This is a genomic window from Acinetobacter sp. ANC 4862 (assembly GCF_004336635.1).
Taxonomy (GTDB): domain Bacteria; phylum Pseudomonadota; class Gammaproteobacteria; order Pseudomonadales; family Moraxellaceae; genus Acinetobacter.
This window is the reverse complement of record NZ_SJXH01000046.1, coordinates 1-20,613: the sequence shown is the minus strand read 5'-3', so window position 1 is coordinate 20,613 and position 20,613 is coordinate 1. Positions and strand designations below refer to the sequence as shown.

The window sequence follows — 20,613 nt, the reverse complement described above, 5'->3', positions numbered from 1 at the left end:
CAACCAGCGAGAGATTGTTGAGAATAAACGGTTGGGTGCTGTTCTGAATCATATCCAACAACAGCATGAAGAACTGGAACAACAAAACAAACGCAATCGTTCTCAAAAGATGCCAAGCAGACGTGCACAGAAAACAGCAATTCAACAACGAAATCTGAATCCTGTGCTTGACTTGGAAATGTCCATATAGGACATTTCTATTTGGTTATTAGGTAGGACATTTCTACTTGGGAATAACACAAAAATGGGAGCTGAAAAAAGCTCCCATTTCTATTGTTAAACATTGAATCCTATATGTTTTCCTGTTGGAAGCTCGACATCAATACGGAGTTTTCCACCCATAGCTTCAACATACTTTTTCATGGTTGAAATCTTAAGGTCATTCCCACGATTTTCGATTGCTGAAAGTGATGGTTGTTTGATGCCAAGGGTTTCAGCCAGTTCTTTTTGAGAGATTTCTAGCTCTTCTCGAATAAGGTGAAGCTGAGTTTCTAAAAGTAGATCATCAGCCATTTGTTGAATACGCGCTTGGCTCTCTGGAGAGCGACTAGCTAATAATTCTTGCAAAGTTTTAGCCATTAGATTGTTCTCCTAATGTTGAGAGATGAAGTTCATATTGTTGGTCTGCGATCGCCAGCATCTCTGTATAGAATCGCTTTTTACCGCCTTTATTACCAATACAAAGCACAATGGCCTGACGTAATTGATCAAATGCAAAAAAGCCCGAAGTGGTTTACCACGATGTTGAACACGAAGCTCTTTCATGTTGGTAAATTTAGAGTCATAGACGGTATCAACTAAAGGGCGTCCTAAGCTCGGTCCCTGTTGCTGCAGAACTACCAAAGCAGCTAAAACCTTCTCTTGTGTCGGTTCATCTTGCTGTTCAAGCCATTCATTAAACAGATCTGTTGTAATGACTGTCCACATACCATAACCAAAATATAGATTATAGTCTATATTTAAGTGGATTATCCTTGCTTTGCAAATGAGAAATTATAAGCAATAAAAAACCCCGGCATCCTGCCAGGGTTTTTTATATTTGATTCGCTTGGTATAACTCCTGTCGTACCCTGCAGATCCTGTGCGATTTTCTTATTCTTGTTATTTGGAGCATCCAGCTCTCGATGTACCTATCATAGGGAAATTCCAGTATTCCGGATAGCAGCAAAGGGCCGAGATTGATGTGAGCATATACGTACAAGACCGACTAAAAACCGTCCTCTTTTTATCCGCAGAAATTGGGGGATAATTTCATATACTGAAATCTTGAGAACCGGACAAAAAAGCCAAAAATGAGCATTTTTTGGTCGATTTTATTGGCTAAAAGTTACAGATTTGCTTATAAAACACACGAGTTGTTAAAACGTGTGTTTTTTGATCTTTTTGGTTTGGGATTTATTTGTTTAAATATTTGATAAATAATATTTTAAAAAATGTTATTCCCAAGTAGAAATGTCCTATACCGACATTTCTACTAATTCATGCACAGGATTCAGATAGTGCTGCTAAATTCATGCTTGAACAATGAGGCCAAGCATAATTGACCTCATTAATATAGGCTTCTATTCTGGTTGGATCCAGTACATCTCCAGATGGCGCAGTCAGGTTAGATTATATTCGGCTTGCTTTGGGGTTGGAACGGATTGTGAATTGTGGATTTTATGTTTATCTGGGAGCAGTTGGGCTAAGTGCATTTCAATATGTTGCTGTAAGCACCGCTGATGCTGCTCGTTCAATTCAGATTGAGCCAACTGGATTTCCAGATGTTCCAATGCTTCATCATAACTGACAGCATTCTGCTCAATAGCGTAGCAGTAACCGAATACCGCACCTTGGCTTAAGTGCTGGTAGGGTAAACCTTCATGCTGGATATTACATGCGATTGATCCAAATACCCGTTCAGAGGCCGCTAGTTTCCTTAATGGGTCACGTGCGACACGTTCACACGGATCTTTGTAGGCATTGACACAAGAATTCATAAAGCTTTTTGCCAGATCATTAAGATCATTTTTGCGATGTGGGAGGGTAAAGGTAAGCCCTGCCTTCACTTCTTCCAGAAGCCCCTCCATAAACTGTCGCACTTTTGGGTCTGTCATAGCTAAACCAATCGTTTCGTAGCCTAGGCGTGTTGCATACCAGGTAGTCATGGCATGAACACCATTCCATAACCTGTTTTTTATCAACTGAATTTCCCGAATATCATCCACCAACACCATCTGACGCATTTTGCCTAGCAAGGGACTGTTATTTTCTACGTAAATCGGCATGTCCACTTCTGCATGGAAGAGAATCAAGTCCATGGTCTGCAAAATATGGCTGGGTTTAAAGTTACTGCACATCTCTTCGACATACATGGAAGCTAACCTTTCCTGTTCAGGATTCAAACGGGTAGCATCTTCAATATCAGCATGATCAAGGTCGTGATCGAGTTGGTATTGCTTAAAAATGTTGTACTTAATACGCAACTGACGGTAAAGATTTTGGTCGGTCAATTTGGAAACCATCCGGTTAACGACCGTATCACAGAAATAATGCTGCTCTAAAATTTTCTCAGCAATGTCCGGAGCTGTAATTTCAACCAAAGCGCTATGCACATGTTCAAGCAATAAGTGTTTGGCACCGATTTTATTTAAGATAATGAGAATGGTTAAAGGGTTCGTCAAGTGCTCATCATTGGCAATGTAACGAGCATACAAACCTTGGGCAATTGTTTTGGCCTCGCTTGCAAGCGCATGTTCAGGTAAACACACTGCTATCATGCTTGAGGCAATATACATCTCCTGCATCTGTTCAATATTACCGGCATCAATAATGCTCATGTTTTCAATACGTTCATCATAGGAAAACTGTCCATAACGAATACAATAACTGCCAAAAGCATTCACTGCTGATCGATATAAGGGATTATGGGTTGATGCATAGATCTGCTTTGGACGTGTATAACCATCCCAATGTGACATGATCTGTGCCATGAAACCACCGCCAATTGCACCAAATCCATGAATGCCAACGGTCAATTGATTCAGACTTTGTGGAAAAGACTCTTGAAGTGTTGGCATTTCCAAGTTTAGTGTATGTTGATCCAATTGATGCAGGCAGTCATACATACTTTCAAAAAAGTAATCTGTTTTGGCCAGCATGTTGGAATTAGGTTCCTTGATGTCTTGCAGCAAGATGGTGACTCCGCCAGCATCATAAGCGGAAGTAATGCCATTTTCGGAATCTTCAAACATCAGACATTCAGAGGAAGGTAAATTGAGTTTCTCAGCAGCGGAGAGGAAAATTTCGGGGTGAGGTTTGCCTTGCTGTACTTCATCACCACACACTAATACATCGAAGAATTTATAAACATTGGCATTGATGAGATATTCTTCAGCAATTAAGCGACGACTTGATGTCGCAACCGCCATACGTAAACCGGATTTACGTAAACGTTCTAGTACCTGAACTAACCCTTTTTTGATTGGTACTCCAAAATTTCGTACACTTTCAAGTTCGAGTTCATCAGCTCGTTTACGAATCTGAGCATACGGAATATCTTCGCCATACTGCTGTTTTGCAAGTTGGTGTGCACTGGTTGCACTAAGCCCCAGACAGGCCATTAAATAAGCATCGCTGAATGAAACACCAATCAATTCCTGAGAGGCCTGTTTCAATGTTTGGAAACGTAAACGCTCTGTATCAAACATTGTGCCATCCATGTCAAAAATTGCCCCATGAATAATATCATTATTAAATTTAAGCACTTATAATCCCTTTTACTGTAACAATACAATCAGATACAGAATAAGGAAAATGCATAACATGATGGAACGATCATAAGAAATGAAACAATTTTGTTTGTTTTTTGATCAATTTTGAGACTAATCTCAACTTTTTTGTAATTCTAAGTAAAGTTACTTTGCTGGATTGTACAAATACTTCAAGGTATGGTGATGCAACCATCATGATGATGATCTGTGTTTCAGGTCATCATGAAAGAGAATGAAAAGTAGGAAATTAAATTGACACACCAATCCGACGATCACGATTCAACGTCTGCTTCTACGAGCCGATTAAAGCGAGCACGTAATCGCTTCAGTTTACTTGCGGATAAAGCAGAAGATGAAGAGATCGAACGTCGTATTCGTGATGGTCTTGAGCTTTCAGGTGCAACGCCTTGGATTCTGATATTCGCTATTTTTATTGCATCGGTCGGATTGAATATTAATTCAACAGCCGTAGTGATTGGTGCCATGCTGATTTCCCCACTCATGGGACCGATTATGGGTGTAGGGCTGGGTGTAGCAGTTTATGATTTTAAACTGGTTAAACGGGCTCTCTTTAACTTGGGAATGGCGACACTGATCAGTCTGGTCGTATCCACCTTGTATTTTTCTATATCACCACTTGATAATGCACAATCCGAACTTTTATCACGGGTTAGCCCAACAGTTTGGGATGTGCTCATCGCATTATTTGGTGGGTTGGCAGGGATCATCGGAGTCACCCGAAAAGAAAAGTCCAATGTTATCCCGGGGGTAGCTATTGCTACCGCATTGATGCCACCTGTTTGTACCGCAGGATTTGGTATTGCTACCGAACAGTGGAGCTTTGTCGGTGGAGCACTTTATTTATATACCATCAATTGTGTGTTTATTAGCCTGGCTACCATTATTGGTATTCGCATCTTAAGGTTAAAGCCACATAGTTTTGCTGATGAGAAAGTTGAAAGGCGTGTGAAGATGTCGTTGCTGATTATTGCGATTGTGACTGCAATTCCCAGTGCGTATCTTGGAGCCAAATTAGTCAACGAAGAAGTCTTTAAATCGAATGTCAATAAATTCATTACACAAGAGTTTACCTTCAAAGATACACAAGTTGCCAGTTCAAAAATTGATAGCAAAACACGTACGATCGAGTTAGCTTTGGTCGGTTTGCCATTAAGCCAAGCAACGTTGCAGAACATTGAAAGACGACTTGCTGTTGCACAGCTTGAAGGTACTAAAATCATTGTTCATCAAACCAATGATAATAAGGTTGATGTGACTGCTTTGAAGTCTGGATTACTGAGTGATTTGTATCTCAACGGACAAGAGGCTCTGCTTCAGAAGGATCAACAGGTAAAACAGTTGCAGCAAGAGCTGAAGATAAAAAATGCTCTATTTGCCAATTCAAATGATATTTTTGCCGAACTTCGCGCACAATATCCAAGCGTAACCTCTATTTTTCTTGGACAGGGTGTTGATTTACCAGCTGATGTAAATCAAAAACAAATGCTTCAACTAAGTGTAAGAACATCTGAACCACTGTCAAGTGAAGATAAAGTTCGAATAGAAAACTGGTTCAAGGTAAGAACAAAAACGGATACTGTGCTGTTAAATTTCGTAGTAAATCAAGATAATTAAGTTGCGTCATGCGACATATAAGTTGTCATAAAAAAAGGTTCATTAGAGTAGGAATGGGCTTTTTTTATAACAACTTTATATTTTTCCAAATAGGACTTGCAATAAATCTTTAAATCTTACCTTCAAGCAACTGACCTATTTCGAAAGAAGAATAACCTTGCTCCTTAAAAATCAAAAAAATGACCTTTTTATAGTCCTCGGAATGAGCTGTTTTATATTTATTAATTGGATCTCAGAGTTGAGCTCTAGATCATTTTTTATCGTCAAAATCTCCGTAGAGATTTGATTAAAAATCTTCAGATTAAACATACAGGTACTCGTCATCAGCATTATAGCGGTCCGACTACAACAAACACCTACCTTAGCTAGACACCCTTGGCCGAAAGGATTACAAATTAGAAAGTGTTCTGCAAGTTTTACTTTTTTTTTAAAATGAATTTTCCACTAAATCAGAGTCCGTTTAACATAATGGACTGGATATGAATCGAGATGCTGATCACTATGTCTGACAAGGAAATACAACGTCTTGCTATCCTGCAAGATGTTCTAGATCAACGTATTACACAAGTCCGTGCTGCTGAAATTTTGGATCTTTCAACCCGTCAAATTACCCGGTTATTGCAGAAGCTCAATCAAGACGGTATTTCAGGTTTGGCGCATGCTAGTCGTGGTTAACCGGGTCATCGTCGCCATGATGAAGCTGTAAAGTCTGAATGCCTTTCCATTATTTCTGAGCATCTTCTTGGTTTCAGACCCACTTTAGCGCATGCAAAGCTCTCCACCGTGCATGGATTCCATATTTCAGTGGAAACCCTGCGTTCCTGGATGATTGCAGCCAATTTATGGATTCCTCGTTCCAAGCGCCTGAAACGACCGTACCAGTCTCAATATAACTGGGATTGTTATGGTGAACTGGTACAAATCGATGGCTCACACCATGACTAGTTYGAAGGAAGAGCCGCTAAATGCTGTCTGCTAGTCTTTATCGATGATGCCACAGGCAAATTGCAGCATTTACGCTTCTGTGAATCAGAATCAGCCTTTGACTATATGATTTCGACACGCTTGTATGTTGAACAGCATGGTAAGCCTTTAGCGTTTTACAGCGACAAACATTCAGTCTTTAGGGTGAATCAAAGCAGCAAGAAAGACAGCAAGATTACCCAGTTTGGACGCGTACTCAGTACCCTCAATATCGATATCATCTTCGCTAACTCCCCTCAGGCCAAAGGACGGGTGGAACGGGCCAACAGAACCCTTCAGGACCGTCTGATTAAGGAGATGCGCCTGGAAGGTATCAGTTCGATTGCAGATGCGAATAAGTGGTTACCCTGCTTTATTGAGCAGTTCAATCTCAAGTTTGCAAAGATGGCCTTTAATCCTAAGAACTTACACCGCTCTGCCACCGAAACAGCTGAGCAATTAGATGATATTTTTACCTGGCGAGAGCCACGTAGAGTCACCAATAGCCTGACCATTACTTATGATAAATGTGTATATCTCCTGGAGAGTACAGAAGAAAACCAGAGGCTGATTGGTAAATATCTTGAGTTTCTAGAATACCCGGATGGTACTGTAGCCATCATGCATGAAGGCCGGAAGATCAATTACAGCATCTTCGATAAATTAAGTCAGCTCAACCAGCGAGAGATTGTTGAGAATAAACGGTTGGGTGCTGTTCTGAATCATATCCAACAACAGCATGAAGAACTGGAACAACAAAACAAACGCAATCGTTCTCAAAAGATGCCAAGCAGACGTGCACAGAAAACAGCAATTCAACAACGAAATCTGAATCCTGTGCTTGACTTGGAAATGTCCATATAGGACATTTCTATTTGGTTATTAGGTAGGACATTTCTACTTGGGAATAACATCAATTGAAATAATATTGTAATATCAAAAAGTTAAGATAAAAGAAAAACTCCAGATATCAGCAGAATCCCGGCTTGGAAACAAGTCGGATTTTTTTAATTAATTTCGATAGCTTTTGCCAATTAATTCGCTTAATAAGTAATCAGATTCATGCTTTATTGTGAGTTATTAATCCTCTCAGATCAAAAACATCCCCTAAATTGGTGCGGATAAAAAGGGGGCAGTTTGTAGCCGACCATGTACGTATATGCTCACAACAATTACGGTTCTTTGCGGCTAGGCGACCAGACTGTAATTTCCTATGATGTGGACATAGAGAACAGGATGTTCCGAACAATAAAAAGAATAAAAAACAACATAAGGAATGTGCGGTACGACAGGAGTTATACCTAAGCAGCAAATACGAAAAAGCCCCACAGGATGTTGGGCTTTTTTTATGATTGATCAATTATTGTGTAATGCAGGTTGCAGACCATCTTAACGATCTTCCGGATGCTAAATATAATCGATTATGTGATCAGTGATGATTTTAAATTGAGTGTTTTAGGCACATAAAAAGATTCATCTGCATAATAGCTGACGCTGTCGATTGTGCCTAATTTGAACCAGACATTTGTCTGAAACAATTTCTATGCATTGAGTAACTTGGGTTTCAAATAGGCAGAGAAATCACTTTATTTTACTGATGAAATATAAATGCTTAAAAAAGCAACCAGAGTTGTCTTGGCAATCAATAGTGATATGGCGAACATAGTAAAACTGTGATCAGACATATAAAAAATGATGAACTGGACCGATCTCATCCAACACTATGGTTATTTTGCCATTTTGATTGGCAGCTTCTTTGAAGGTGAAACTGTTCTTATGCTGGGAGCCTATGCTGTACATCAGCATGTCTTTAATTTCTGGTTATTAATTATCGTTTCCATGTTGGGTGGGTTTTTAGCTGATCAAATCTATTATCAGATCGGTAGGCACTATGGCATCGACTTTATTCAAAAAAAGCCAAAATTGGCGCAGAAGTTTGAGCAATCAAGCCAATTTATTGAAGATTATCCTGTTTTAACTATTTTTCTAATGCGGTTTGCCTGGGGGTTGCGTACGATTTTACCCATTTCGATTGGGATTAAAGGCTATCCTTTATTGAAATATATACTGGTGAATATTGTCGCCTGTTTTATTTGGGCATTTGTGGTTGTGAGTGTTGGCTTGCAGCTAAGCCATTGGCTGCATGTGTTCTGGCAGAAAATTTTACCTTATCATCAAGATTTTTATATTGTAGGAAGTGTTATCGCTTGTATTTTAATATTACGTATTGCTTACAGTATCTTTGTTTATTGCCGCCAAAAATAATAATTTAAACACACAGCATAAAAAGCCCGCAATAATGCGGGCGGTTAATCATTCAAAAACCAGTTAAATGTAGTAACTGGTCTTGGTCATCAATTTGGAAATTGCCGTCATGGTAATACGTACAGGGGCAGGTAAATCTACACCGCCAGCATTCAATGCTGTATCTCTATGATGCAACTCATCTTCATTCATCTGTACCAAAATTTTACGCGAACGTTCATCTTGTTCAGGCAACTGTTTAATATGGTCTTGTAAATGCAAGCTCACTTGACGTTCAGTTTCAGCTACGAAACCCAAGCTGTATTTATCACCGGCAATTCCAGCAATCGCACCCATACCAAATGATAGACCGTACCAGACCGGATTTAACAAACTGGTATGGCTATCCAGTTCTTTTAAGCGGTCTTCACACCAAGCCAAATGATCTTGCTCTTCAATCGCAGCCTGTTCCATTTCACGGCGAACATTGGGTAGTTTTGCAGTTAGCGCCTGACCATGATAAAGCGCTTGTGCACATACTTCACCACTATGGTTTACCCGCATTAAACCCGCAACATGACGCGCTTCACTGACACCAAGTTGGGTTTCCACAGCACGGCCGGGATTTTCACGATGTGAAGAGGTTGTTCCCGGAACCAAACTGCGAAGCGCCTGGTCAAACGAATGAATAAATTTGTCGATACCGGTATATTGACGCATAAAATTAATCCTCTAAAGCATCTTGTTGATGTGCTGCAAGCATCGGCTTGAGTTTAAACAAAAGCCATGTAGTGAAAATGGCGCTGAGAATAGCTGTAATACTGAAAAGTATTTTAATATCAATCTTGAATATACTTAAGATGATAATGGAAAATATAGCAGAGGATACCATGAATACGGCATTTAAGATGTTGTTTGCAGCCACCACACGCGCACGATGTGAGCGAGGAGAAAAGGCCTGCATCATGGCATATAAAGGGACGATGTAAAAACCGCCACTAATGCCGAGTAATGTTACGGCAAGCATGACATGGTAATAGCTCCAGCCTTGGGTAAAGACATCTTTTAAACCCAACATTTCACCGCTACGTTCAGGCACAAAAGCCAAACTGGCTGCCAGATAAAATGCAAAAACAGTTAGGCCGATTGCACCAACCGGTACCATCTTTAAATTAACCTCTGTACCGCCAATTCTACGGCACAATAATGAACCTACACCAATACCTACAGAGAAGAAGGTTAAAAGCAGACTGACGACATTTTCAGATGCATGCAAATTTTGTTGGGTGAGTTGTGGGATCTGGGTCAGATAGGTTGCCCCATAGAACCAGTACCAGGAATTACCCAATAAAATTAGAAAAACAATCGGCAAGCTTTTGGCATATTTCAAAGTCTGAAAACTTGTTCTAAAAAAGTTCCAGTCAATTTGAATATCAGGTGAGGTTACATTTTGCTTTAATACAAAGCGACTGGAGATGTATCCTAGAACAGCAATGGTGACCACCGTCAGGCTAATCCAGAACAGATTACCGTCTGAAGCAGAAATCACTGCACCGCCTAAAATCATACCCACCAAAATGGCAATGGATGTGCCGGACTGAAACAAGGCATTTCCGGACATTAATTCATTTGGCTTTAAAATTTCAGGTAAAATAGCGTATTTAATTGGCCCAAAGAAGGTCGAATGTACCCCCATTAAAAATAAAGCCATTAACAATAGCCACAAATGACCCAGTAAAAAGCCAGCAGAGCCAATCAACATGATCACAATTTCGAGTGTTTTAATGCCGCGTACCAGTTGTGAACGTTCATACTTATCTGCAATCTGTCCGGCTGTCGCAGAGAAAATAAAATAGGGTAGAATAAACAATAAGGCCGCAAGATTATTCAGTGTACTGACACTGGCACTTTGTTGATTGATCCAACCATAAGTAATGACCAGTAACAACGATTGTTTGTATACATTGTCATTCAGTGCACCGAAAAATTGAGTGATAAACATCGGTAAAAACCGGCGTGTACCTAAAAGATGTTCATTTTTTTCCATGGTTTATGGGCTTCATTAAGTTTTATTAAGAAATGTGAGCATTTGGTAAAACACTATAAAAAATCATGTATTATGTTTTAAACCTATACTTTAGTGAAAATTCCAATAGATTTGAGTTTGTTAGCAAGCGATTATTGGGCATTTTCATTACAAATATTATATTAGTTTAGAGTTCTTTATGCTTTCAAAACTGAATTTTAAAAAGTCGACTCTTACACTAAGTGTCAATTCCTTCATCGCATGGGAGGATCAACATAAACGATTTTGTTTAAGTCTCTTTTTAACATTACTGGCACAACAAGGTTTTGCACAAGTTGCACAGCCTGATACAACGGTCACTCAAACAGAATTTGAACAACAACTCAAGAGTGAAGCTGTTAAACAAGGTGTGGGTAGTACCGAAGAAATAGAAAAAATTGAAAACTTTCAAGAAAAACAAGCTGAACCTGACAGTTTACAAATGCTGCAACAACAAGAACAGGCAGGACAAAATTTTGAAGAATTTAAGCCCATTGAATTTGATGATTTAGAAGAACTGCCCATCACGCCAGTCAGCCAAGCGATGGCAGATGAAATTTTTCGTGAGGCTGAAGATGCAAAAAATCAAGCCCAGCAATATCGTGCAGGACAAGTTACAGAAGTTGTAGTTTCTGATGCAACACAGCAAGAACTGGTTGAAATCAATCATGCGCCTGTAAATGTCGATCAATTGATGTCGAGCATTCAAGACGATAGCAAAATTGTGGTTGAAGCCAATGAATCAGGAAAAACATTACCAGAATTGAGTGTGGCAGATGAAATTGAAGAACCAAATTTCTTTAAACGCTGGCTCTATAAAATACGGCCACCACGTCAATTGAATACTGCGAAAGTTGCGCGTATTAGTGCGGATGTCGTGTTCACGTCAGCTCAAAATACCAGTGATGTTTCAAACAAAGCTTATGCTCAAGCACTGCAAAATCTCCAAACCAATCTGAAGGGGAAGCTTTCCAGTTTTACCCAGGAATCCTTTGGTGATTTTCCTTCGGCACTGCCACAATTAAGAACCATGTCGAATCAGGCAGCACAGGCAGTGGGCTTCTATAATGCGAGCTTTAAATTTGAAAAACTCAGTGAAAACCGTGTTCGCGTCAGAGTAACGCCGAATGAACCTGTGCAAATCAAAGAACAGAATGTCGAGTTTAGTGGTGCAGGTGAAAAACAGGCACAGTTCCAGGTCATCAGTGTGTTACCGGATCAAGATGTCGGTGATGTTTTCAACCATGGTTTATATGAACAAACCAAAACCCGAATTAATGATGCCGCGAATAATAATGGTTACTTTGATGGATACTGGCGTTTACATGATGTAAAAGTTGCCCAACCGCAAAATACTGCAGATATCAATTTACGTTATGAAACAGGTGATCGTTATAAATTGGGACCTGTTGAATTTCGGATGAGTGATCCCTCAAAACCCTTGCCGATAGACTTGGATGTGTTGCAAAGTATGGTGTCATGGGAAGATGGGGCTGATTATACTTTTTGGCGGGTAAACGGTTTAGCCAATAACTTAACCAACTCACGCTATTTTAATTACACCTTGGTGGATGCTGTACACCCCGATCCAATTGAAAAGCAGTTAGAACTTCCACCAGATATTCAAGCCTTGGTCGATCAGCAAAAAATATCAGAAAATGAAGCCAGTGTTCAGGACAAAAAGCAGGTCGCTTCTTCAAAGGAAGTCACTCAATCAGTGGTGGATGAGACACAATTCGCAGGTAAAGCAGATACAGAAGGCGATCAAAATCTGCGTCAAATGCGTGTAGAGCAGGAAATCAAACAATCTGAAGAAGAACGCTTAAAAGCTCAAGCGCGCGAAGAAAAGAAAGTCCCTGTGATTGTGACCTTAAATGCTGACCGTCTAAATAGTGCAGAATTGGGTGCCGGTTATGGTAGTGATACCGGTGCACGTGTCCGTGGTCAGTATCGCCGTGCCATTGTAAACCGTCGTGGGCATTCATTTGATGCCAACGTAGAGTTATCTCAAATTCGTCAGTCGATTGACGGTCATTATAATATTCCCTATAAGCATCCACTGAATGACTATATCAGTCTGGTGGGCGGTTATGAGCGTGAAGAACGTGATGACGTTGCACAAGGCAATGGATTGATGATTGAATCGGCTGTCGCGGGTGTGGATCGAATTATCAAAAGACCACGCGGAAGTTGGCAACATACTGTCGGTTTGCGTTATCGTTTAGATCGTCTTACACAAAATGGCGTGGTAGATTCTGGAGAAATTCCTGATACATTTTTAGCGAATTCGAATGAGCAGCAACAATCCTTATTATTGGGTTATGAGGTTGCTCGTACCACCAGTGATAAGCGGGTCAATCCAGGGAAAGGCTTTATGCAAACGTATAAAGTTGAACTGGGCAGTGAAACTTTATTATCCGATGCGGATATGGCCATTGTGAATGCGGGTTGGCGATTTATTTATTCATTAGGTGAAAATGATAACCACCAGTTTGTGGGGCGTGGTGATTTAGGTTATATCTTTACACAAGATTTTACTAAAGTTCCTTATAACCTGCGTTATTTTACCGGCGGTGACCAGACTGTTCGCGGTTTTGATTATAAAAGTTTATCGCCTGAAGAAAATGGATTTAAAATTGGCGGACAAGCTTTAGCTGTAGGTTCTTTAGAATATAACTATCAATTTAAAGAAGGTTGGCGTGCAGCCGTATTTAGTGATGTAGGGAATGCGTACGACAAAGATTTTAATACACCCACCGCCTATAGTGTCGGTTTGGGGCTTCGTTGGGCATCGCCAATTGGTCCAATTCGTATTGATGTCGCTTCAGGTATTTCTGATGACGATCATCCAATCCGTATCCATTTCTTTATTGGTTCACAATTATAAATTTTAGGTTTTAGAGAGCATTATGGCTGAAGTAGAACAGCAACCAGAGACGGAAACCCCTCGACCGAAAAAACGTCGTATTTTGAGGAGTGTATTATTTACACTGCTCATGGTGTTGGTTCTGCTTATCGCTTCCTTCGCTGTGATGTTTACTACTGATAAAGGCAGTAAATTCTTACTGGACCGTGTTTTACAAAGCCAAAAAATTATTCATTATGAATATGAAAGCGGTAATCTTTTACACGGCATTATTTTAAAAAATATCCTGGTCAACTTAAAACCTGTGGACGTTAAAATTGATCGTGCCGATGTGACTTTGGGTTGGCGCGCAATCTTAAAAAAAGAAATTCATTTGAATCGTGCCGATGTACGTAATCTGCAAATTATCACCAAAAATCCACCGAGTGATAAACCGTTTAAATTCAATGAAATCCGTTTGCCTTTTGTTTTGCGCTTAGATACGGCTGATGTTGATCATCTATTGATTAAGACTTCATCTGCCAGCGTCAAATTCAATGATATTCACTTAAATAATGCACTTTGGTCGGGTACAGAACTCAAGTTTGAAGATTCCCGAATGGACATGGGTTATCTTTCAGTCAAAAATGCGACTGGAGATATGAAGTTTGAAGGAAAATATCCTTTAAATGCCATTGGTGATTTAAATATACCGTCATTGAATAAAAGCCTGAATATTCATGATATTAAAGTGGTGGCTAAAGGTTCTCTAGATACCATTCAAGCAGGTGTGGCAACCAATACGCCTGATCTGTTAACTGGTTGGGTGGTGCTACATCCGGTTCGTAAACATGTGCCGATGTTTGGTGAGTTGCAGTTCAAGAAATATCACTGGCCATTAATCACTGAGCAAAAACTGTTTACTAAAAATGGTGTGGCTAAATTCAATGGTGATATCAAACGCTTAAATATCGATGTTGCGACGGATTTAACTGGTAAAAATATTCCACAAGGTCAATATAACGGTAGTATGCATACCGATTTAGTCCATCAGCTGGATATTAGTAATTTAAATGGCCAGCTGATGAGTGGCGCCGTGAATGTCGCAGGTGTGGTGAGCTGGAAAGACCATGTCACTTGGGATATGAATGGTCGTCTGGACAAAATTAATCCTAAAGACAAACTGATTCCACAAGTGGTAAAAGATTTTCTGCCGCCCAGTCTGGATGGTAAAATTGCTTCTAAAGGTAGCCTTGAAAAAGGTCTGCATTTGACCGGATTGGTTGATTTTGACCGTTATGAAACATGGAACCTCAAACTCGATCAAGATGAGCAAAAAGGTAAAAAACCAAATCCGATGCTACTTAATGTTGCCTGGAAAAATATTGACCGCGCCGTACCCTATGTAGGCTGGTTAAGCAGTAAATCGGGTGATGTTCAACTGGCATTGGTAGAAGGTAAACAGGATATTCATGTCGCAACGGCTGTCTCTAGACATGATAAGGGTGTGTTGCCCGAAGGCCTATATAAAGCACAGCTTAATCTTAAAAATAACAATCTAAATGTGCCAAGTTTTAGCTACGTGGCTGGCAAAGGCAGCTTAAACGGAACTGCAAAAATCGAGTTGCCGACTGAAAAACGTCAATTAAAATGGAATGCCAGTGTTAATGCCAAAGATTTTAATCCGCAAACAGTGGTTGAGGCTGCACCCGTTAACTTATTGAATGGACAAGTTAAAGCCAATGGTTTTGCCAAACCAAATCAGCAGATTATTCATTTAGATGCCATTAACTTGACCGGTCGTCTGGCACAGAAAAACAACAATGAAACCGTTCGCTTAACTGGGCGGAGTACCGCAGCCATTTTATTCAACGATCAGAAATCAGGGGGAGCGTTTAAGAGTTTTGCCGTAAATTATGATGGTGCACTGAATGCAAGTAATATTCAGGCCAGTGAAGGTTTGCTCAAGTTTAAAGTTTCAGGTACACCGGAACTGATTAAAATTGAGGATTTACAGCATTCAGGTATTGCAGGGAAAATTTTTGCCAGTGGTTTGGTCAATCTTAAAAATGGCATTGGCTGGAATGTAAATGCCTCCCTGGTTCGATTTAAGCCGCATTATTTTGTCTCATCTGTAAGTGGTGAATTATCCGGTAACGTGAAAACTGAAGGGGTTTGGTCAGATACCTTAAAACGCATTAATATCGAAAAATTAAATTTAGCCGGAATTATTAATAATAAACCTGTTCGCGGAACAGGAAATTTGGCGATGGTCATTGATTCAAATCAGAAAGGCTTCTTGCCTAAACAATTTGAAGCCAATAATTTGTATCTGTCTTATGCAAAAAACCAGATTCAAGCCACAGGCAATGCGCAAAACTTAAGATTAAAAATTAATGCACCTGCCTTGTACGAAATTTATAGCGGACTTCGCGGTCGTGCTTATGGCTATTTAAATGTGCAATCACAGCCACGTTTGCAAGCCACTGCAAATCTGGCGGTCGATAACTTTGGTTTTAATAATTTATTCAGCGTTAAAAAATTACGGGTACAAGGTGAGTTACCAACTTCGGAAATCACTCCGGCGCTGATGACAGCGAAAATGGAAAGTTTACGTAGTGGGGCACGTGAGATTCAGCAAGGTGAAATTTCACTGGCTGGTACTCGTAAAGCCCACATATTAAAAGTTCAGGCAGAAAACAGAATTTCCAAATTTTATGTGCAATTGGCGGGTGGCTTTAATGCCCAGAATGATTGGCTGGGGCAAATTCAGAAAGGTGATTTTGACTCTTTGCGTGCTCGATTAGTGCAACGTCAAAATGCCTCCGTCATTTACAGTACTGCAAAATCTGAATTATTTGTCGGTGCACATTGCTGGTCGAGTCAGCAAAGCCAATTGTGTTTTGATCAACCGATTCGTGTCAGTAAAACCAAAGGAAATGTTTCCTTTATTACCCAAAATGTCGATTTAAATGACTTCGCTGCATTTATGCCGGAAGGTTTGGCGATTACCGGTAAAGTCAATGGCTACACAAAAGCGGCATGGGCCCAAGGTGCTAAACCGAAAATTGATGCAAGACTAGTAACACGTAATGGTGTGATTGGCTTGGCAGCTGAAGATCCGCAAGATGTCGGTTCTACATTAAGTTATAACGAAATTGGCCTTATTGCGAAAAGTGTGGCAGAAGGTTTGCAAGTTCGTTTAGATGTTAAAACCCCTGACATTGGTACTGGTTATGCCAATGTCATTATTGATCCTTATAAAGACAGCAAGCCAATGTATGGTGAAGTGGCCTTTGATCAGGTACAACTCAAAGTCTTTAAGCCTTTTATTCAAGATGTTCGGTCACTCGCAGGAACCTTATCTTTTGCAGGCAAAATCGCAGGAACGCTGACTCAACCTTTATTTAATGGTGAAATGCGCCTCAAAGATGGTGCGATTAGCATGATTTCATTGCCTGTAAATTTGAGCAATATCCAGGTTTATTCATCTATTCGACAAGATCATGCCAGTATTAACGGGGCATTTAATAGTGGTCGAGGTGTAGGTGCATTAACGGGTAATGTGGATTGGAAAAATGATCCACGTATTCAACTGCATTTAAAAGGTGAAAACTTACTGATTCGCCAAGCGCCATTGATTACCGCTGTGATTACACCAGATTTAACCTTGGATGTTTTGCCGTTCAAGAAAAAATTAAGCTTAAGTGGTAAGGTTGAAGTACCGCGTGCCTTAATTTCTATGCCTGAAGCTTCAGCACCCGTGATCAATGTGTCATCGGATGTACGTATTGTTCATGCAGGGCAAGATCAGCTCGCTATATTGCGGGCGGCTCGACCATGGGATATTCGTGCAGATGTTATGGTTGATTTAGGAAATCAAGTCATTTTCCAAGGTTTTGATAGCCGTATTCCAATGCTTGGGCGTTTATATTTATCACAACGTGGTCTTGAAACTGCTATGCGTGCCAATGGTGCAATTGGTGTTAGTCAAAAGGTGAAAATTGAAGCCTATGGACAAAGCCTGGATTTGAACCGTGCAATTGCACGTTTTAATGGTCCTTTATATAACCCAACGCTAGATATTGATGCCAATAAGAGCGTGCAAGGTAGTACGGTGGGTGTGCGGGTTACCGGAACTGCAACCAGTCCGAATATTCAGGTCTATAACGATGCCGGTTTGTCTGAGCAGGAAGCGTTAAATGCAATACTCACTGGTCGTATTAATGAAGGTACCAGTGGTATTAGCCAAACCGAGGGCTTTAAGTCCGATGTAAATAATACCATTGCCGCTGCCGGTATTAGTATGGGATTGGGCGGTACGCGTGCCTTAACCAATCAGATTGGACGTACTTTTGGTTTAAGTAGCTTGGCGCTGGATGCTCAAGGAACAGGTGATGATACCCAAGTCAGTGTGACGGGTTATATTACGCCAGATCTATTTATTCGTTATGGTGTTGGTGTATTTACACCAGTGAACAAATTGACTTTGCGTTATCAAATGAACAAGCGATTGTATTTGGAAGCAAGCCAATCCTTAGAACGAGCAATAGATGTGTTCTATAACTGGCGGTTCTAGCAATACAAAAATACAATATTTGCTAAGTTATTGTTATTTTTAAAATTTTACTGGTATTTATATACACTTTAAATCGTGGTGTAGACTATGTGTAGACTGTTGAGTAATTTCAGGCTTAAAATGCAAGTGTCGAATTTGTATTAAAGCCTGAAATGAAACTCAACAAATCTAATGTTGATGCTATTGCATTGGCAGAAAAAGGACAAGCCATCCATCGCGATTCGGATTTGGTCGGTTTTGCTGTACGTGTCACCACCAAAAGTAAATCGTATATTGTTGAGCGTCGCCATGAGGGCAAGCTTTTTCGTGTGACGATTGGTAAGACAAACGAAATCACACCGGCTGAAGCAAGAAAAAAAGCTCAGGCTGTTTTGTCTGATATTTCCAATGGTATCTATGAAAAAAAGAAAGATGCACTTAATGGGATAATGACTTTAGATCAAGCATTCAAACTTTATCTTAGTCAGCGCAAACTTAAGCCCCTTTCAGTGGTTACATACAATCACTCGCTTGATACTTTTCTATCTGACTGGAAAGAGAAGCCAATTTTTGACATCACAAAAAAAGATGTGTTTGAGCGCTTTATTCAATTAACTGAATACAGTCCAACTCAAGCGAATCTAACTTTAAAAATGTTTGGTTCGATCTGGCGATTTGCACAGATCCATTGTTCATCCGATGAAAATCCAATCCTTAAACATAATCCTGTTGATGTAATCCCCGCAAAACGAGGGTGGAATAAAACCAAGCCGCGTACACGCCATCTAGACGAAAGCAATATCCATACTTATTACAATGCCGTACTAAATTATTTTACTGAACGCTCTCTTTATGAAGATGCTTCAAAAAATGCCACACGCGACCTTGTGCTGTTTATTATGTATACAGGCTGTCGTCGCAGTGAAGCACAAACATTAAAGTGGGAAAATGTAGATATAGAGAAGGGCTTATTTATCTTTAGAGACCCTAAAAACGGTGATGATCATTTATTGCCAATGGGCGACCACTTGTTTGAAATCATCAAACAGCGGTATGAATTAAGAGCAAATGATTATGTGTTTCCAGGTTCTGCTTTAGCCTCATCAGCTAAACATGTATCTGGCGCTCAAGGCTTACTAAGAACGATAGGTGAGCAAACCGGTATTCAAATATCACTTCATGATTTGCGAAGAACTTTTGCAACGATCTGCAATAACTTGGACTATGGACCATACACAATTAAGCGCTTACTTAATCATAAATCAGGTGCCAGAAACGATGTGACTGGTGGTTATGTTCAAGTATCTATAAAAAAATTACGGCTTGCAATGAATGATATTGAAGCCGTATATCAGGGTAAACTCAACTGCTTCGACTAGGAAGCAAGTTGAGCTGTATTCATGACTGTTTGCTGACTTTGGTACGCAAGCACATCTGACTTTTTATAAGTAACAGCTCGACCAACTTTGGCATAAGGCATACCACCACCGACACAACGTAAACGCTGCAAGGTATGAATTGAGCAAGACAGATAAATAGCCACGTCTTCTTGTGGAAACAATTGTTGCTCCCTCAGGTGCCACCCTTGCCATTTATGCCAAAGTTTGAGCGGAAGGTATCCATTCTTTTAGGCATAGGTATTTTTATGATGCCTTATATATTTGCATGGTTTACTTTACGTGAAGGTTATTCAAAGTCAGCTAGGTTTATAAGTTTTGGATGGCTTTTATTTTTAGTGTTTGTGAATATATAAAAAGGTTAAATAATGTTTGAAATCCTAAAAAGTCTAAACTTTTTTCACCCCTATTTAGAGTTATTTAACGTTATTAAAACTCAATATGATGCAGAGTTTAAAGTTGAAGATATTCCGAAGCATTTAAGTTGATTTATTTGGTAATGAAAACTCGACCATTTGTCGGGTTTTTATTATTGGAATATATTGCTAATTACCTAGTAAAATAGTAGGTATTCTCCAGTAAGCTAATTCTTGGTTTCAGTCTGCGTCTTCCCCAAGACGCAGGCTTTTTTTTACTTAAAGTTAAGGAGATATTTATGCTCCGATTCTTATGATGTTTAGTTGGGTTTCATGGTGTGGGCTTTTTCATCTTTATGGTAAATTAATTGCATAATTAAAAGCTATGGTGGTGGTTGTGAAAGAAGCATTAAAAGAATATCGCATCGAAAGAGCTAACCTTGAAGATGAAATAAAAGAGTTTCTTACTCAAAAATTCGCCGAATTTAAAGAAAAGACCGGTGCTGAAGTTATTCATTTGGACGTAAATATTGAATTACTTGATGATCATGAAGCTGATGCTTTTATTGAAAGTGTATTTGTTAGTACAGATTTATAGTTAATAGCCAAATATAGCCAAATACTCAAAAATATAGAACAATAGAAGCATGGGATATTCAAAAGATTTTAAAGACAAAGTCATAGAAATTATGGCTAGAGATAAAATGTCTGTGCGAAAAGCAGCACAGCATTTTAACGTCTGTATACAGACGATTCAGAATTGGAAAAAGTCCACTGTAACTAAACCTATTCCTGGTC

At 39.7% G+C, this 20,613-nt stretch carries 11 protein-coding genes and 4 pseudogenes; 8 read left to right on the top strand and 7 right to left on the bottom strand.

Annotation, left to right across the window (positions count from 1 at the left end; all coding sequences use genetic code 11):
• Nucleotides 1-190 (top strand): annotated as a pseudogene (locus E0409_RS14965) (ISNCY family transposase); the annotation flags it as partial.
• Between the two features lie 86 nt (nt 191-276).
• Here the strand turns inward: E0409_RS14965 and E0409_RS14955 are convergent.
• The 3 genes and pseudogenes from E0409_RS14955 to mtlD form a co-directional block, all read right to left on the bottom strand.
• Nucleotides 277-579 carry a helix-turn-helix domain-containing protein gene (locus E0409_RS14955; protein WP_131292132.1) on the bottom strand — a complete coding sequence of 101 codons (303 nt, stop codon included), beginning with the start codon at nt 577-579 and terminating at the stop codon, nt 277-279.
• Nucleotides 572-927, bottom strand: a pseudogene (locus E0409_RS14950) (type II toxin-antitoxin system RelE/ParE family toxin). The gene E0409_RS14955 and the pseudogene E0409_RS14950 overlap by 8 nt, the downstream one beginning before the upstream one ends.
• A 674-nt stretch (nt 928-1,601) precedes the next feature.
• Nucleotides 1,602-3,746 (bottom strand): bifunctional mannitol-1-phosphate dehydrogenase/phosphatase, encoded by a 2,145-nt coding sequence (gene mtlD, locus E0409_RS14945; RefSeq protein ID WP_131292130.1) that lies wholly within the window; start codon nt 3,744-3,746, stop codon nt 1,602-1,604.
• A 258-nt stretch (nt 3,747-4,004) separates the two neighbouring features.
• Here mtlD and E0409_RS14940 point away from each other — a divergent pair, with 258 nt between their 5' ends.
• A complete protein-coding gene (locus E0409_RS14940) occupies nt 4,005-5,387 on the top strand; it encodes a TIGR00341 family protein (RefSeq protein ID WP_131292128.1) in 1,383 nt (460 codons plus the stop codon).
• A 109-nt stretch (nt 5,388-5,496) separates the two neighbouring features.
• Here the strand turns inward: E0409_RS14940 and E0409_RS14935 are convergent.
• Nucleotides 5,497-5,696 (bottom strand): annotated as a pseudogene (locus E0409_RS14935) (hypothetical protein).
• 192 nt (nt 5,697-5,888) lie between these two features.
• Between E0409_RS14935 and E0409_RS14930 the strand changes: the two are divergent.
• Both E0409_RS14930 and E0409_RS14920 read left to right on the top strand, forming a co-directional pair.
• Nucleotides 5,889-7,214 (top strand): annotated as a pseudogene (locus E0409_RS14930) (ISNCY family transposase).
• A gap of 828 nt (nt 7,215-8,042) precedes the next feature.
• Nucleotides 8,043-8,615 (top strand): DedA family protein, encoded by a 573-nt coding sequence (locus E0409_RS14920; protein ID WP_131292126.1) that lies wholly within the window; start codon nt 8,043-8,045, stop codon nt 8,613-8,615.
• Between the two features lie 63 nt (nt 8,616-8,678).
• On the opposite strand, the gene coq7 is transcribed toward E0409_RS14920, so the two are convergent.
• Nucleotides 8,679-9,314, bottom strand: coding sequence for a 2-polyprenyl-3-methyl-6-methoxy-1,4-benzoquinone monooxygenase (gene coq7, locus E0409_RS14915; RefSeq protein ID WP_131292124.1), 636 nt, complete (start codon nt 9,312-9,314; stop codon nt 8,679-8,681).
• A 4-nt stretch (nt 9,315-9,318) separates the two neighbouring features.
• Nucleotides 9,319-10,641, bottom strand: coding sequence for an MFS transporter (locus E0409_RS14910; protein WP_131292122.1), 1,323 nt, complete (start codon nt 10,639-10,641; stop codon nt 9,319-9,321).
• Nucleotides 10,642-10,819: 178 nt separating this feature from the next.
• Here E0409_RS14910 and E0409_RS14905 point away from each other — a divergent pair, with 178 nt between their 5' ends.
• From E0409_RS14905 to E0409_RS14895, 3 genes are all read left to right on the top strand, one after another.
• Nucleotides 10,820-13,546 carry an autotransporter assembly complex protein TamA gene (locus tag E0409_RS14905; RefSeq protein WP_131292120.1) on the top strand — a complete coding sequence of 909 codons (2,727 nt, stop codon included), beginning with the start codon at nt 10,820-10,822 and terminating at the stop codon, nt 13,544-13,546.
• A 22-nt stretch (nt 13,547-13,568) separates the two neighbouring features.
• The gene (locus E0409_RS14900) at nt 13,569-18,083 is read left to right on the top strand and encodes a translocation/assembly module TamB domain-containing protein (RefSeq protein WP_131292118.1); all 4,515 of its coding nucleotides are present in this window, start codon (nt 13,569-13,571) and stop codon (nt 18,081-18,083) included.
• A 152-nt stretch (nt 18,084-18,235) separates the two neighbouring features.
• A complete protein-coding gene (locus E0409_RS14895) occupies nt 18,236-19,441 on the top strand; it encodes a tyrosine-type recombinase/integrase (RefSeq protein ID WP_131292116.1) in 1,206 nt (401 codons plus the stop codon).
• Here the strand turns inward: E0409_RS14895 and E0409_RS14890 are convergent.
• On the bottom strand, nt 19,438-19,623 hold the full coding sequence (locus tag E0409_RS14890) for a helix-turn-helix domain-containing protein (protein ID WP_131292114.1): 186 nt from the start codon (nt 19,621-19,623) through the stop codon (nt 19,438-19,440). The two genes, E0409_RS14895 and E0409_RS14890, sit on opposite strands and share 4 nt — an antisense overlap.
• A gap of 589 nt (nt 19,624-20,212) precedes the next feature.
• Between E0409_RS14890 and E0409_RS14880 the strand changes: the two genes are divergently transcribed.
• A complete protein-coding gene (locus tag E0409_RS14880) occupies nt 20,213-20,413 on the top strand; it encodes a hypothetical protein (protein WP_131292112.1) in 201 nt (66 codons plus the stop codon).
• Nucleotides 20,414-20,613 lie beyond the last annotated feature (200 nt).

Coding starts and splice junctions, on each gene's coding strand:
- E0409_RS14955 (WP_131292132.1), bottom strand. CDS start 579: ATGGCTAAAACTTTGCAAGAATTATTAGCTAGTCGCTCTCCAGAGAGC.
- E0409_RS14920 (WP_131292126.1), top strand. CDS start 8,043: ATGATGAACTGGACCGATCTCATCCAACACTATGGTTATTTTGCCATT.
- coq7 (WP_131292124.1), bottom strand. CDS start 9,314: ATGCGTCAATATACCGGTATCGACAAATTTATTCATTCGTTTGACCAG.
- E0409_RS14910 (WP_131292122.1), bottom strand. CDS start 10,641: ATGGAAAAAAATGAACATCTTTTAGGTACACGCCGGTTTTTACCGATG.
- E0409_RS14905 (WP_131292120.1), top strand. CDS start 10,820: ATGCTTTCAAAACTGAATTTTAAAAAGTCGACTCTTACACTAAGTGTC.
- E0409_RS14900 (WP_131292118.1), top strand. CDS start 13,569: ATGGCTGAAGTAGAACAGCAACCAGAGACGGAAACCCCTCGACCGAAA.
- E0409_RS14895 (WP_131292116.1), top strand. CDS start 18,236: ATGAAACTCAACAAATCTAATGTTGATGCTATTGCATTGGCAGAAAAA.